Here is a 12,635-nt window from a genome sequence, read left to right on the forward strand (position 1 = left end):
CGAGTGCACTCCTAAAGTTCACGCGCCTGGGGCAAAGGCATGCTCACGACTCGCTCCGGTATAGATCGCCTTGAACTGCCGGACCAACTCATCCACACGCCCCGAATTCACGAGCTCATAAAGGCGCTCGGCAATTCGCTCCCGCAGCTCAAAGGAGTTGCAGGGTGAAGCCTTGGAAAAGGTAAAAAACAGGCCCTCGCGGCTCACCGGCGTCGACAGTGGAACGAATTGATCGGCTATGCCGAGAGACTCAAGCTTCACCTCTCCCTGCAGAACTTCGTAGAGGACATAGTCGACCCGGTCAACCATGGCCATCTGGAAGGATTGCTCAATTGACCTGACACCTTCGATGCGAAGGTTCTGTTCCGCATACCGGTCAAAGTTCTGGCCAAAACTGTTGTTGATCAGGGTACTGCCGCGTTTGCCGGCGAGGTCTGGCCAATGGCGATAGACAAATTCCCGACCCTTAGGCACCCAGACAGCGGTTGGTAGATGCGTTATCGGAGGCAGAAGATAGTCCATGTAGCCAATGCGCTCGGAGGTGATGAAGGCGCCCGCCACCATATCAAGGTCGCCCTGGCGCGCCATGCGCTGGACCCGCGCCCACGACCCGATATCTCTCACTTCGACGCTCACACCCAGGGGCTCGGTAATTTCCTTGAGCAAAGCTGGCACTGCGCCAATCAGGTAGCCCGGATATTCGTCATCACGCCATAGCAGGGGCGGATACTCGGGATTACCGCTAACGGTGAGCGTTTTGCAGGCGGCTTCGGGCGCCGCATTGCCCGGCACCGGCAACAGCACCAGAAACAGCACGGCAACCAACAAGACGAATGTCTCGCCAACAGCAGAAGAAAAAAGCTTATTCAACTCTGACAAGACCCTCTTTTTGCCAGCCCAGGCGACCGGTATCCGCTATCTGGCGACGTATTCCCGGCACCGGCCGAATCATGAAAAGATCACCGTTTCGGCCCACCATGGCCCGGGGTACACCCGTTGCTTTGGCTATGTCAGCGTGCGCTTCCATGTGTTCAGCCTCGCCATGAACCGGAATGGCAATGGCGGGCCTCACCCATTTGTACATTAACTCCAATTCTTCCTGCGCGGGATGACCTGACGCATGAATCGGCAAATCAGCATCCTCTGCGGTGATAACTCTGATACCCAATTCCTTCAGCCTGACAACCAATGCCCCAATCGCTTCCTCGTTGCCGGGAATGGCCCGGGCACTGAAGATCACGGTATCGCCTGCCTCAAGCTCAAGATCCGGATGCGTGCCAGCCGCAAGCCTGCGCAACGCCGTTCTCGGCTCGCCCTGGCTGCCGGTTGCCACGGCCAGGACTTCACCCCGGGGCAGGTAGCCAAGATGAGAGGGATTGATCAAGTGGTCCGCCGAATCCCATAGCCCGGCTGCTTTGGCTGCGCCACTCATATTGATCAGGGACCGCCCCAGCAGCCCCACATAGCGACCGGTTTCCCGTGCAATCGAGGCCAGGGTGTGCAGACGCGCTATATTGCTGCCAAAGCAGGTCACCACAACACGCCCCTCAGCAGAACGGATCGCCTCTAACAATCCGGCATGCAATGTCGCTTCGGAAACCGAGTGACCCGATACGGTGGCGTTGGTGGAGTCGCACACCATGGCGTTCACACCTTCTTCTGCAAGGTCGGTGAAGGTTTTTGGCGAATAACCATGGCCCACCAGCGGCTGCTCATCCAGCTTCCAGTCACCGCTGTGGAAGATGTTACCTGCGGCCGTGCGAATCATCAGGGCATTGGGATCCGGAATGGAATGGGTCAACGCCAGCCATTGCACGCTGAACGGCCCGATCTGTTTGCTCTGGCCGGTCTCTACCACAATAATCGGAACCCGATGCAGCAGTTCGAACTCCGCCAGCTTGCGACGCAGAATTTCGGCGGTGAACCGGCTGGTGTATATCGGACACTGCAGCAGCGGCCAAAGATAGGGTACGGCGCCGACGTGGTCCTCATGGGCATGGGTAATAACCAGGCCTGCCAGACGGTCACGGCGGTCGGCGATGAAGGCCGGGTCTGCCATTTGTACCGGCGGTTCCCCCCGATGATGCACGGTGCCATCAGCCGCAATGCGGCCGGGCTTTGGAAAAGTAACGCCACAATCAACCATCAACCAGGCACCGTCGTGACCATAGAGGTTGAGGTTCATACCAATTTCGCCGGTACCGCCCAGGGGCAGAAACCAGAGATCAGACTGCTCGGGAATCATTCAGCAACTCGGTCCAGGTACTTCAATACCAGATCTTCGTGTATGCCTTCCATTTCAATCAGTTTCAGCGCTGCCCGGATGTCATCAGCGTATTGGAGCACGGGCGAGTTTTTCGCAACGGCAATGTAGGACCGTTCTCCGGGCACGAAGAATGGTGAGACCCCAACATCAAGCCCCAGCTTCTCAACCGCATACAAACCAACAAGTTCTGGCGCAATCACCACATCCACCCGCCCCTTCTGCATCATCAGCATCAGGTTCTCATAACGGGGCGCCGGTTCTTTGAGCAGTTTCTCATCGTCATCGAACCGTGGAAAATACGAAGCACCTTCCAGCACGCCAATGGCCCTGCCGTACAGATCCGCGTAGCGCTCAATGCGGTGTTCTTTGTTCTGGTAAAAGAACAGCCGTCGTTCCGGAGGAAACGCCGGTGCCACGAACTCCATCAGCTCGGCCCGCTCCTCGGTCTCGAGAGGGCCCAGCATGACATCCACCTCACCCTGCTGGACCATTCTCAATACCCGCCGGAAGGGCGCCTCCCGATAATGCACGGTCCAGCCCAGCCGGTCAGCAATTTCTTCGAAGATATCCACATAGAGGCCGGTTCGTTCCCCACCCTGGATAATCCGGTACGGGGGCGCATGGTTGGCTCCTACAGTAACAGTCAGCGCTTCCACGGTTTCAGTGCCCTGCTGGGCCCCGACCGGAAACACCAACGCCATCAGAAGGGCGGCTGTAAGCACTCGCATTCCTGTCGTCCTTGCCTGTGAGCATTTCAGATTCTTATGGAGTCTGGCCATCTGTCTCAAGTATAGACGGTTCAAGATCCGGGATGGTCGGATTTACGTAAAGACGGTTGAATTCGGCCACCCATGGCACAAGGTCGATTACCAGACCAATCAAGAAGTCATTAACCAAACCGGCTACAGGCTATTTACCAATAGCTGTTGGTAGCTATTGGAAGTGCCACACATTCGTCAACAGAAAGGACGGACACCATGAAGATTCTGATGGTTCTTACCTCCCACGACCAGATGGGCGACACCGGCCATAAGACCGGCTTCTGGCTCGAAGAGTTCACCGCACCCTACTATGTTTTCCGGGATGCCGGTGCCGACATCACCATCGCCTCGCCGAAAGGTGGCCAGCCGCCCGTGGACCCCAACAGCGAGGCAGAAGAGGCACTCACCGAAACCACCCGTCGTTTCCAGCAGGATGCCCACGCCAAGGAATCCCTAGCCAGCACCAAGAAGCTGAGCGATGTGGACATGAATGAGTACGACGCGATTTTCTACCCGGGTGGCCACGGACCGCTGTGGGACCTGGTCAACGATGACAAGTCCATTGCCCTGATCAAGACCGCCTACGAGCAGGACAAGGTGATTGGCGCGGTTTGCCACGCACCGGCCGTATTCAAGAACGTAGAAGTGAAACCGGGCCAGAACATCGTTGGCGGCCGGGAAGTCACAGGCTTTACCAACACCGAGGAAGAAGCGGTAGGCCTCAGTGGTGTTGTGCCCTTCCTGCTGGAAGATATGCTGAAAGAAAACACCGCCACCTACACCCGTGGCGACGATTGGGCGCCGCACATCGTGGTGGACGGCAAGCTGATCACTGGTCAGAACCCGGCATCTTCCGAGGGTGCGGCGAAGGCCGTGGTGCAGGCACTTCAGGAGGCCTGATCCTGTAAAAACCGAGTTACGAACCCGGGGTCAGATGAAATCTTCATCTGACCCCAACTTCACACTTGTTCCCCTGCATGACTGATCAATTCGCCGGGCGCCCCCTTCTCCAGTAATTCCCGAATACGATCCGGGATCGTCACCTTTCCCATCACGGAAGGCTGAATCAGCACGTAGGTCACGTCGGCATCAGCGATAAACGCCCCGTCGCCGTATCGAAAGAACTCCAGATGCAGCGTGAACGAGGTGTTGCCGATTCTTCCCGCCCGAATGCGGGCTTCCAGCACATCATCGAACTTTCCCGGGGCTTTCCAGTTCACCGTGAGGCTCACTACCTGAATATCCAGGTCCTGATCCAGCAGGTGCTGATAATCGCCAAACAGCGTGCGAATGTATTCGTTCACTGAAATATCAACGAAATCCGCATAACGGGCATTGAATACCACGCCCTGGGCATCGCATTCGCCATAGCGAACCCGGAAGCGAAAACGGAAAGGCAGATCACCAGCCATGGAGCGCTCCGATTAAAGTTCAGTTACTGTCGCCACCAGCTTCTCATATCTGTGCTAACGTTTTGAGGAATATCTCAAAAAAGCTGGCCACCGCTATGAGCAACCCCAAGCACACCCTTTTCTGGATGACGCTGTTCCTCGGCGTAGTCGCCATCGTCGGCGCACTGATCCACAAACCCCTGATCTCGGCCTTCATGGCCAACTGGGTTTTCAATATGCTGATACTGGGGGTTCTGATCGTCGGCATTGCCCTGACTTACCGCCAGGTGTTCGTGTTGTTTCCCGAACTGAAGTGGATCGCCCAGTTCCGGACCGGCCACGCCGGACTTTCGGTGGTTCAGGAGCCGAAATTGCTTAAGCCACTGGCCAGACAGCTCGGCGAGGATGCCACCAAGGACCGGTTCACATTGTCTACCCTGTCTCTTCGCACCGTGCTCGATGGAATTCATTCCAGGATGGATGAGCAGCGGGAAATCACCCGCTATTTCATCAGCCTGCTGGTGTTCCTGGGTCTGCTCGGCACCTTCTGGGGCCTGCTTGGCACCATCAACTCGGTCGGCCAGGTAATTACCGGCCTGGACATGAGCCAGGAAGACTTCGGCAAGGTGTTTGCGGAGCTTCAGGAAGGCCTGCTTACGCCCCTGGAGGGCATGGGCACAGCGTTCAGTTCCTCCCTGCTGGGCCTCGGCGGCTCGCTGATCCTCGGTTTCCTCGACATCCAGGCCGGCCATGCCCAGAACCGCTTTTATGACGGACTGGAGGAGTGGCTGACCGGTGTGACCAATCTTGTAGACCGCGTAGACAGTGAGAAAGACCTGTCATGATCGGATCCAGGCGCCGAAGCCGCAGCACTACCAACGTCTGGCCGGGGTACGTAGATGCCCTCTCGGCTTTGCTGATGCTGGTGATCTTCATGCTGCTGGTGTACGTGGTCAGCCAGCTCTACCTGTCCCAGACCCTCTCCGACCGGGATACCCAGCTGGCCCGCCTGAATGCCCAATTGAACGAACTCTCGGAGCTGCTGGGTCTGGAAGAAAGCCGGACCGAGGCGCTGGAAGCTCAATTGACCAGCGTTCAGGACCGGAACAACAGCCTGGTTGACCAGCTGGAATCCACTCGTGAACGGCTGATGCAGCAGACCGCCATGGCCGATGCGCAATCGGAACGGTTGGCCAGCATGGAAGAGTCCATTGACGAGAAGGACGAGATGTCCGCCAGCCAGCAAGCCATGATCCTGAGGTTGTCCAACCAGATTGCCTCACTGCGGGAACAGCTCCGGCAGATTGCCTCGGCGCTGGAGCTGCAGGAACAGATGACCGCGGACAAAGAGCAGGAACTGGAACAGGTCAGCCGACGGCTGAATACCCTGCTGGCAGAGCGGGTCAGCCAGCTGGAACAGTACCAGTCTGAATTCTTTGCCCGCCTGCGGGATATTCTGGCAGGTAACGAGAACGTCCGGATTGTCGGCGACCGCTTCCTGCTGCCTTCGGAACTTCTGTTTGCTTCGGCCTCGGCAGAACTGGGCGAGGAAGGCCGGCGGGAGCTCGACAAGCTTGCCGACCTGCTGCTGGATGTGGCCGCAAAGATTCCCGAGGACGTAGACTGGATCCTGAGGATTGATGGCCACACCGACGTTCTGCCCATCAATACCCCGCGCTTCCCCTCCAACTGGGAGCTGTCCACCGCCCGGGCGGTCGCCGTTGTACGATACCTGGCGGCCCAGGGAGTCCCTGAACGGCGCATGGCGGCCGCCGGCTTCGGCGAGTTCTTCCCGGTGGCGGAAGGCACCTCTCCGGAGGCGTTGCAGAGAAACCGGAGGATTGAGCTGAAGCTGACGGATCGCTAACTCTGCGATTGGGTTAACAGGGCGCTCACTGTCCTGGTGTAGGGCGCCTCAATGCCCAGCCGCTCGCAACGTCGCAGGACCGCGCCGGCAATACTGTCGAGTTCCAGGGGCCGGCCTTTCTCCTTGTCGACCAGCATCGACGTTTTGATGGCGTTGAAGTTGCTGATCAGATCGAACATCTCCGCCAGATCCTCCGGCCCGAGGTTGACGTCGTCGGCCTTCGACGCAGCCACTGTCTCCGCCATCATTCCGTGGACAATCTTCCGGAATTCGGGGTGGTGTGTGAGGCTCCGGGTATCGAGGCCAGTCAGGGCGGACAGCGGATTCACCCCATTGTTGATTACCAGCTTGCGCCAGAGTTCGTAACGGATGTTGTGAGAGACGGTGGTTGGAATGCCGGCGGCGTTGAACGATGCTTCCAACCGTCTGAGCAGGGAAACGCGGGGATCGTCAGGTCGCTGCCTGGGCCAGGCACCCATCACAACCTGGGCAACGCCCTCGGCGAACACGTGCCCGGGTTCGGTAATGTGACCGCCAATGCGCACCGCAAGCCCACCCAGTACACGATCCTCACCAACTACCCCGGCAATCACCGGCTCGTTGTCGACCCCGTTCTGAAGCGACAGTATCGGAACAGAGGCATTCTCCAGCCAATCGGAAAGCTCATCCATGACCGGCGCTGTCGCCGTGGACTTCAGGGCGATGACGATCAGATCAAAGTCATCGGGTTCGTGCTTCTGAATCAGCTCTGTGTGGGAAAAGGCTGGCAGTGGCTGATGGAGAACCTCGCCCTCATAATTAACGGTCAAACCCCGGGTTTGCAGAGCCTTGAGATGATCACCACGCGCGGTCAGGACCAGCTCATGTCCCGCCTGGGCAAGTCTTGCCGCGTAATACCCACCGATGCCACCGGCACCAATCATCAGAATCTTAAGACCTGCCAAGGGAACCTCACTGCTCAGGAAACGCAAGTGCCTGTCCTTATTATTACCTCATCCAGCCAAATCCTGACAGCATCTGGCCGGCATTATTCATACCGCTGCTGAACATCCGCTGAGGGAACTTACATCCGCCAAGCGTAAACGCGGCGTTGAGGAGGCACACGGTTGGATCTTCCAGTTTACGGTTATGCCTGTTACCGGACTGGCCGCCCTTGAAGGAGATCGCGGCACCCCACTGCTGGTCCTGAACCCAGCCACTGATCATCTCCCGCAGATGTCGGTCATGTAGCGATACCTGGCTTTCGCGCTTGTCGTCCAGACAGATCACGAGGACACCCTGCTCACGAATGGTTTCCAGACATTGCCCGACAAGCCGGTACTCTCCTTCACTCATCCCGGTATTTAGTCGGAGCTCACAGAGGTCCTCCGGCTCTTCGGAAAGCAACGCCCGAAGAAAATTCTCTCTACCCTCACATGTTTCATCCTGAAAATCCGGTGTAAAGCCCCGGGAACTGAGCAGAGAAAAGACACGCTCCGAACGCTCATGATCCCCTTTCAGGTGGGTGACCTCCGGCGCCTGGAGACTTGTGTCCGTGCTTAACAGCAAGACACTCCTGACACTCTGCCCCCAGATCATCCTCGCTGGTCCGGAACCAGCTTGTCGCTGAGCCTCCAGGCTTCGTGCATCACAGGAGACAAATAACACCGGCAGCTTGTCCACGATTTCCTCCAAAACAGGCCTTTCCAGAAGCTGGGACTCAGCGCCCCAGCTTCTTCGCGGATTGACCACCGATACCGAAATGCTGCTTCGGCATTTCATTGATGATGATCCGGACACTCTCTACAGGCGCCCCTAGCGAACGGCAAAGTGCGTCGGTGACCTCCCTGATGAGCGCTTCCTTTTGCTCATCAGACCGGCCTTCCAGGATGTTGATCTGGGCGACAGGCATAAAACCTCCTTATTCGAATCGAGCGGATACCGTACCCAGGCCCTGGTATCGGACCGTGATGTTATCACCGGGCTCAACCGTGATGGCTGCGGTAATACCGCCGGTCATGATGAAGGTGCCGGCCGGAATGTGTTCACCGCGCTCTGCCAGCAAATTGGCCAGCATGGCGACACTGGAAGCCGGATGACCCAGAACCGCGGCACCGGCGCCAACGTCTACCACTTCGCCATTCTTCTCTACGACGACACCCAGGGTTTTCAGGTCGACATCAGCGACATCAGCCATCTGGCCACCGGTAATAAAGCGGGTGGAGGAGGCGTTGTCCGCCACCACGCTCACCAGATCAAACTTGAAGTTCTCGTATCGCGAGTCGATCACTTCTACCGCGGGGATCACGAAATCGGTGGCGGCCAGAACCTGGCCAATGTGGCAGCCAGGGCCCTTCAGCGGCTCCTTGGTGACAAAGGCGATCTCGGCCTCGATCTTCGGGTGGATCAGCTCCTTGGTGTTCACCACTCCACCGTCGGGCACGCTGAAGTAATCTGCCAGGAATCCGTAGATCGGCGTCTCCACTCCCATCTGGGCCATCTTGGCCCAGGAGGTCAGGCCCATCTTCATGCCAACGACTTTGTTGCCACGGGCTTCCTTGCGACGGCGGATTTCCCACTGCACGTCGTAGGCATCCTCGAAGGTCATGTCCGGAAAGTCGTTGGTGACCTTGGTGATGTCATGGGCCTGCAATTCGGCGTTTTCCACGTGTTCTGCCAGGGCCAGAACCTGCTCACGGCTCAATGTCTTGCTCATGCCTTTTGCTCCTTCTGTGCCGCCAGCAGATCCAGCGCCACATCCACAATCATGTCTTCCTGGCCACCCACCATGCGGCGTTTGCCCAGCTCTACCAGAATATCCACGGTCTTCAGGCCGTACTTCTGCGCTGCCACCTCGGAGTGACGCAGGAAGCTGGAATAGACTCCGGCGTAGCCCAGGGCAAGCGTTTCGCGATCCACCCGCACCGGGCGGTCCTGCAACGGGCGGACGATGTCGTCGGCCGCGTCCATCAGGGCGTACACGTCGGTGCCATGCTCCCAGCCCATCTTGTCGAAGGCGGCAATGCAGACTTCCAGAGGAGCGTTGCCAGCACCGGCGCCCATGCCGGACAGGGAGGCATCAACCCGATCGCAGCCCTCTTCCACCGCGACGATGGAGTTGGCCACACCCAGGGCCAGGTTGTGGTGGGCGTGGATGCCAGTCTGGGTTTCCGGCTTCAGTACGTCCTTGAGTGCACGGAACCGGTCGCGGATGTCGTTCATGTTCATGGCGCCGCCGGAATCGACCACGTACAGGCAGGTGGCGCCATAGTCTTCCATCAGCTTGGCCTGCTCAGCCAGGCCCTGAGGGGTCTGCATGTGGCTCATCATAAGGAAGCCGACGGTGTCCATACCCAGTTTTCGGGCGTGCTCGATGTGCTGCTTGGACACATCGGCCTCGGTGCAGTGAGTGGCTACACGCACAATGCGGGCGCCGGCGTTATAGGCGTTGTCCAGATCATGGACGGTGCCGATGCCGGGCAGCAGCAGGGTGGCAATCTGCGAATGGGTAACCACTTCCGCTACCGCTTCGATCCACTCCAGGTCGGTGTGGGCGCCGAAGCCGTAGTTGAAGCTGGAGCCCTGCAGGCCGTCGCCGTGAGCCACTTCGATGGAGTCCACCTTGGCCTTGTCCAGCGCCCGTGCAATGTCCTGCACGTTCTTGATGGAGTACTGATGGCGGATAGCGTGGCTGCCGTCGCGCAGGGTCACGTCGGAGATGTAGAGTTTCTTGCCGGGATTAAAGGTCATGGGAATACCCTCCTCACTTGACCAGCGATTCGGCGATGCGCTCGGCGGTACCGAGAGCGGCGGAGGTCATGATGTCCAGGTTGCCGGCGTAGGCCGGCAGGTAGTGGGCGGCGCCCTCCACTTCCAGGAAGATGGAGGTCTTCAGGCCGCTGAAGCGGCCCAGGCCCGGGACGTTCATGGGCTGGTCTTCGGGGATGTCGTCGAACTGAACCTTCTGCTTCAAGCGGTAGCCCGGCACATAGCTGTTCACGGCCTTGACCATCTCTTCCACGGAAGCTTCCACTTCCGCCTTGTCCGCGGCATCCGAGAGCACGTACACGGTGTCCCGCATCAGCAGGGGCGGTTCGGCCGGGTTCAGGATGATGATGGCCTTGCCCTTCTGGGCACCACCGACCACTTCGATGGCCTTGGAGGTGGTTTCGGTGAACTCGTCGATGTTGGCGCGGGTACCGGGCCCGGCGGACTTACTGGAGATCGACGCGACAATCTCCGCGTAGTGGGCCTTGGCAACTCGTGATACCGCTGCCACCATCGGGATGGTGGCCTGGCCGCCACAGGTGACCATGTTGACGTTACCTTCCCGGAGATTCTGTTCCAGGTTCACCACCGGCACGCAGTAGGGGCCGATGGCGGCGGGGGTCAGGTCGACAATCTTGATGTTTTCCTTGTGACCGCGCAGGAACACCTCGTTGTGCATATGGGCCTTGGCGGAGGTGGCATCGAATACAATGTCGATGTCGGCGAATTCCGGCATCTTCACCAGGCCCTCCACGCCTTCGTGGGTGGTGGCCACGCCCATGCGGGCAGCTCGTGCCAGACCGTCCGATTCCGGATCAATACCCACCATCACACCCATTTCGATGTGCTTGCCATTGCGCAGGATCTTGATCATCAAGTCGGTGCCGATATTGCCCGAGCCGATGATCGCTGCTTTCAGTTTCTTGCTCATAGCCTGTTCCTCATTATTCTTTCCGGTCATGCGAAGCGCACAGACGCGCTGCCGATGCCGCCGATGTCGACCCGCATGTAGTCACCGGCCTTCACCGGTTCAAGGGGTACCAGCGAGCCGGACAGAATGACTTCGCCGGCCTTAAGGGAAATACCGAACTCACCCAGCGTGTTCGCCAGCCAGGTAACACAATTCACTGGCGAACCCAGGGCCGCTGCCCCGGCGCCAGCGCTGATCACACTGCCGTTCTTTTCCACCACCATGCCGCAGGTCACCAGATCCACTTTGCGGGGCGAAACAGCCTGGTCCCCAAGTACAAACAGGCCGCAGGAGGCGTTGTCGGCAATGGTGTCCTGGATGGCGATCTTCCAGTCCTGGATGCGGGAGTCGACGATCTCAAAACAGGGCATTACGCACTCGGTCGCCGCCAGGACGTCCGCGTTGGTCACACCCGGACCGGTCAGATCCTTTTTCAGAATGAAGGCAATTTCGCCCTCTGCGCGCGGTGCGATCAGCCGGTCGCTGATGGGCATGACTTCGCCGCTGTTGAACACCATGTCGTCGGTGAGATAGCCAAAATCCGGCTGATGGACGTTGAGCATGTTCTGTACGGCTTTGCTGGTCACACCAATCTTCTTGCCGATAATCGAGGCGCCATCCGCCAGACGACGTTCCAGCATGCGCAGGGAAATGTGGTAGGCATCATCAATGGTGATATCCTCGCCACGGCTGGTCAGCGGGCTGACCGCTTCCCTTTTCATCATTGCCTGATAGAGCTCGTCGCCAAAGGCATGAATTTTCGTCTGTTCCATTAGTTACCTCCGGCAGCGGCCTGATCGGCCTCGTTCAGGAAATCGTTGACCAACCGGGCAAACCGGCCGGCATGCTCAATCTGGGTCCAGTGGCCACAGCGGCCGAATACATGCAGCTGGGCGCGGTCGATCAGTTCAGCCAATCGATAAGAGGCGTCGAGAGGAATGACTTCATCTTCCCGGCCATGGAGAATCAGGGTTTCGTGGGGCAGCGCCCGGATGTCGTCTTCGTTACTGGCCAGGTTGTCGACCCAACGTTGACGAGGAGCCGGGAACATGGCCGAAAACGACTCCTGGAAACCGGGCCGGATGCTGGCCTGATAGCGCATCTCCGCCAGCTCGTCGGTCAGCAGGCCCTTGTTGAAGGCAAACACGTCCATCAAGCGGCGCATGGTTTCCAGCGAGGGTTCGTACCCCCACACCTCATCGAGGCCTTTGGTGATCGGGAAACTGACACCCACCGACCCCATCAGCACCAGACGGCGTACCCGCTCCGGATGCTCGATGGCGAGCGCCAGGGCCAAACCACCCCCGAAGGAATTCCCCACCAGGTCGACCTGTTCCAGGCCCAACTCATCCATCACGCCCAGGGCGTGCTTGACCCAGCGCTCCCGGTTGTAGGTCTGGTCTTCCGGGCGCTCGCTGTAGCCGAAGCCCAGCATGTCCGGCGCCACCACGCGGCGGTGTTTTGCCAACTCCGGAATCACCAGGCGCCAGTTGGCCCAGGCGGTAACACCCGGCCCGGAGCCGTGGATCATCATCACCGGAAAGCCGCCTTCACCATGGTCGTGCACATTGGTGCGGTAGCCGGCGGCGACGATTTCACGCCCGATCTCCGGGCTGTCTACAGAAGCATTCAT

At 58.8% G+C, this 12,635-nt stretch carries 15 protein-coding genes; 3 read left to right on the forward strand and 12 right to left on the reverse strand.

From position 1 onward, the window contains the following. Window positions 1-18 precede the first annotated feature (18 nt). From QZ534_RS03940 to QZ534_RS03950, 3 genes are read right to left on the reverse strand one after another with little or no spacing between them, the layout of a single operon-like run. Window positions 19-870 carry a transporter substrate-binding domain-containing protein gene (locus QZ534_RS03940; RefSeq protein ID WP_296931643.1) on the reverse strand — a complete coding sequence of 284 codons (852 nt, stop codon included), beginning with the start codon at window positions 868-870 and terminating at the stop codon, window positions 19-21. Beyond that, a complete protein-coding gene (locus QZ534_RS03945) occupies window positions 863-2,245 on the reverse strand; it encodes a ribonuclease J (protein WP_296931644.1) in 1,383 nt (460 codons plus the stop codon). The genes QZ534_RS03940 and QZ534_RS03945 overlap by 8 nt, the downstream gene beginning before the upstream one ends. Then, the gene (locus tag QZ534_RS03950) at window positions 2,242-2,994 is read right to left on the reverse strand and encodes a transporter substrate-binding domain-containing protein (RefSeq protein ID WP_296931646.1); all 753 of its coding nucleotides are present in this window, start codon (window positions 2,992-2,994) and stop codon (window positions 2,242-2,244) included. Before QZ534_RS03950 ends, QZ534_RS03945 begins: the two co-directional genes overlap by 4 nt. A gap of 249 nt (window positions 2,995-3,243) precedes the next feature. Between QZ534_RS03950 and QZ534_RS03955 the strand changes: the two genes are divergently transcribed. After that, window positions 3,244-3,927 (forward strand): type 1 glutamine amidotransferase domain-containing protein, encoded by a 684-nt coding sequence (locus QZ534_RS03955; RefSeq protein WP_296931648.1) that lies wholly within the window; start codon window positions 3,244-3,246, stop codon window positions 3,925-3,927. 59 nt (window positions 3,928-3,986) lie between these two features. On the opposite strand, the gene QZ534_RS03960 is transcribed toward QZ534_RS03955, so the two are convergent. Next, a complete protein-coding gene (locus QZ534_RS03960) occupies window positions 3,987-4,439 on the reverse strand; it encodes a thioesterase family protein (protein ID WP_296931649.1) in 453 nt (150 codons plus the stop codon). 95 nt (window positions 4,440-4,534) lie between these two features. On the opposite strand from QZ534_RS03960, the gene QZ534_RS03965 reads away from it, so the two are divergent. Then, a complete protein-coding gene (locus QZ534_RS03965; protein WP_296931651.1) occupies window positions 4,535-5,263 on the forward strand; it encodes a MotA/TolQ/ExbB proton channel family protein in 729 nt (242 codons plus the stop codon). Then, a complete protein-coding gene (locus tag QZ534_RS03970; RefSeq protein WP_296931653.1) occupies window positions 5,260-6,285 on the forward strand; it encodes a peptidoglycan -binding protein in 1,026 nt (341 codons plus the stop codon). The genes QZ534_RS03965 and QZ534_RS03970 overlap by 4 nt, the downstream gene beginning before the upstream one ends. On the opposite strand, the gene QZ534_RS03975 is transcribed toward QZ534_RS03970, so the two are convergent. The 8 genes from QZ534_RS03975 to QZ534_RS04010 all read right to left on the reverse strand — a co-directional run bounded on the left by QZ534_RS03975 (window position 6,282) and on the right by QZ534_RS04010 (window position 12,635). After that, window positions 6,282-7,229 carry a ketopantoate reductase family protein gene (locus QZ534_RS03975; RefSeq protein ID WP_296931655.1) on the reverse strand — a complete coding sequence of 316 codons (948 nt, stop codon included), beginning with the start codon at window positions 7,227-7,229 and terminating at the stop codon, window positions 6,282-6,284. The genes QZ534_RS03970 and QZ534_RS03975 overlap by 4 nt on opposite strands. 43 nt (window positions 7,230-7,272) lie before the next feature. Next, complete coding sequence (locus QZ534_RS03980; protein WP_296931657.1) at window positions 7,273-7,833, reverse strand: hypothetical protein; 561 nt, start codon at window positions 7,831-7,833, stop codon at window positions 7,273-7,275. Window positions 7,834-7,984: 151 nt separating this feature from the next. Beyond that, a complete protein-coding gene (locus tag QZ534_RS03985) occupies window positions 7,985-8,176 on the reverse strand; it encodes a 2-hydroxymuconate tautomerase (RefSeq protein WP_069182676.1) in 192 nt (63 codons plus the stop codon). Between the two features lie 9 nt (window positions 8,177-8,185). Next, window positions 8,186-8,980, reverse strand: coding sequence for a 2-oxo-3-hexenedioate decarboxylase (gene dmpH / locus QZ534_RS03990; protein WP_069182675.1), 795 nt, complete (start codon window positions 8,978-8,980; stop codon window positions 8,186-8,188). Next, window positions 8,977-10,014, reverse strand: a complete 1,038-nt coding sequence (gene dmpG, locus QZ534_RS03995) for a 4-hydroxy-2-oxovalerate aldolase (protein WP_296931659.1) — start codon at window positions 10,012-10,014, stop codon at window positions 8,977-8,979. Before dmpG ends, dmpH begins: the two co-directional genes overlap by 4 nt. Window positions 10,015-10,027: 13 nt before the next feature. Beyond that, window positions 10,028-10,963, reverse strand: a complete 936-nt coding sequence (locus tag QZ534_RS04000; RefSeq protein WP_296931661.1) for an acetaldehyde dehydrogenase (acetylating) — start codon at window positions 10,961-10,963, stop codon at window positions 10,028-10,030. A gap of 26 nt (window positions 10,964-10,989) precedes the next feature. After that, window positions 10,990-11,775 carry a 2-oxopent-4-enoate hydratase gene (gene dmpE / locus QZ534_RS04005; RefSeq protein WP_069182673.1) on the reverse strand — a complete coding sequence of 262 codons (786 nt, stop codon included), beginning with the start codon at window positions 11,773-11,775 and terminating at the stop codon, window positions 10,990-10,992. Beyond that, complete coding sequence (locus tag QZ534_RS04010) at window positions 11,775-12,635, reverse strand: alpha/beta hydrolase (protein ID WP_296931663.1); 861 nt, start codon at window positions 12,633-12,635, stop codon at window positions 11,775-11,777. Before QZ534_RS04010 ends, dmpE begins: the two co-directional genes overlap by 1 nt.

It is taken from the genome of uncultured Marinobacter sp. (assembly GCF_913055835.1).
Lineage (GTDB): Bacteria > Pseudomonadota > Gammaproteobacteria > Pseudomonadales > Oleiphilaceae > Marinobacter.

Excerpts from the sequence above, each read along its gene's own strand:
- QZ534_RS03945 (WP_296931644.1), bottom strand. The coding sequence starts at position 2,245 with ATGATTCCCGAGCAGTCTGATCTCTGGTTTCTGCCCCTGGGCGGTACC.
- QZ534_RS03950 (WP_296931646.1), bottom strand. The coding sequence starts at position 2,994 with ATGCGAGTGCTTACAGCCGCCCTTCTGATGGCGTTGGTGTTTCCGGTC.
- QZ534_RS03955 (WP_296931648.1), top strand. The coding sequence starts at position 3,244 with ATGAAGATTCTGATGGTTCTTACCTCCCACGACCAGATGGGCGACACC.
- QZ534_RS03960 (WP_296931649.1), bottom strand. The coding sequence starts at position 4,439 with ATGGCTGGTGATCTGCCTTTCCGTTTTCGCTTCCGGGTTCGCTATGGC.
- QZ534_RS03965 (WP_296931651.1), top strand. The coding sequence starts at position 4,535 with ATGAGCAACCCCAAGCACACCCTTTTCTGGATGACGCTGTTCCTCGGC.
- QZ534_RS03970 (WP_296931653.1), top strand. The coding sequence starts at position 5,260 with ATGATCGGATCCAGGCGCCGAAGCCGCAGCACTACCAACGTCTGGCCG.
- QZ534_RS03985 (WP_069182676.1), bottom strand. The coding sequence starts at position 8,176 with ATGCCTGTCGCCCAGATCAACATCCTGGAAGGCCGGTCTGATGAGCAA.
- dmpH (WP_069182675.1), bottom strand. The coding sequence starts at position 8,980 with ATGAGCAAGACATTGAGCCGTGAGCAGGTTCTGGCCCTGGCAGAACAC.
- dmpG (WP_296931659.1), bottom strand. The coding sequence starts at position 10,014 with ATGACCTTTAATCCCGGCAAGAAACTCTACATCTCCGACGTGACCCTG.
- QZ534_RS04000 (WP_296931661.1), bottom strand. The coding sequence starts at position 10,963 with ATGAGCAAGAAACTGAAAGCAGCGATCATCGGCTCGGGCAATATCGGC.
- dmpE (WP_069182673.1), bottom strand. The coding sequence starts at position 11,775 with ATGGAACAGACGAAAATTCATGCCTTTGGCGACGAGCTCTATCAGGCA.
- QZ534_RS04010 (WP_296931663.1), bottom strand. The coding sequence starts at position 12,635 with ATGAATGCTTCTGTAGACAGCCCGGAGATCGGGCGTGAAATCGTCGCC.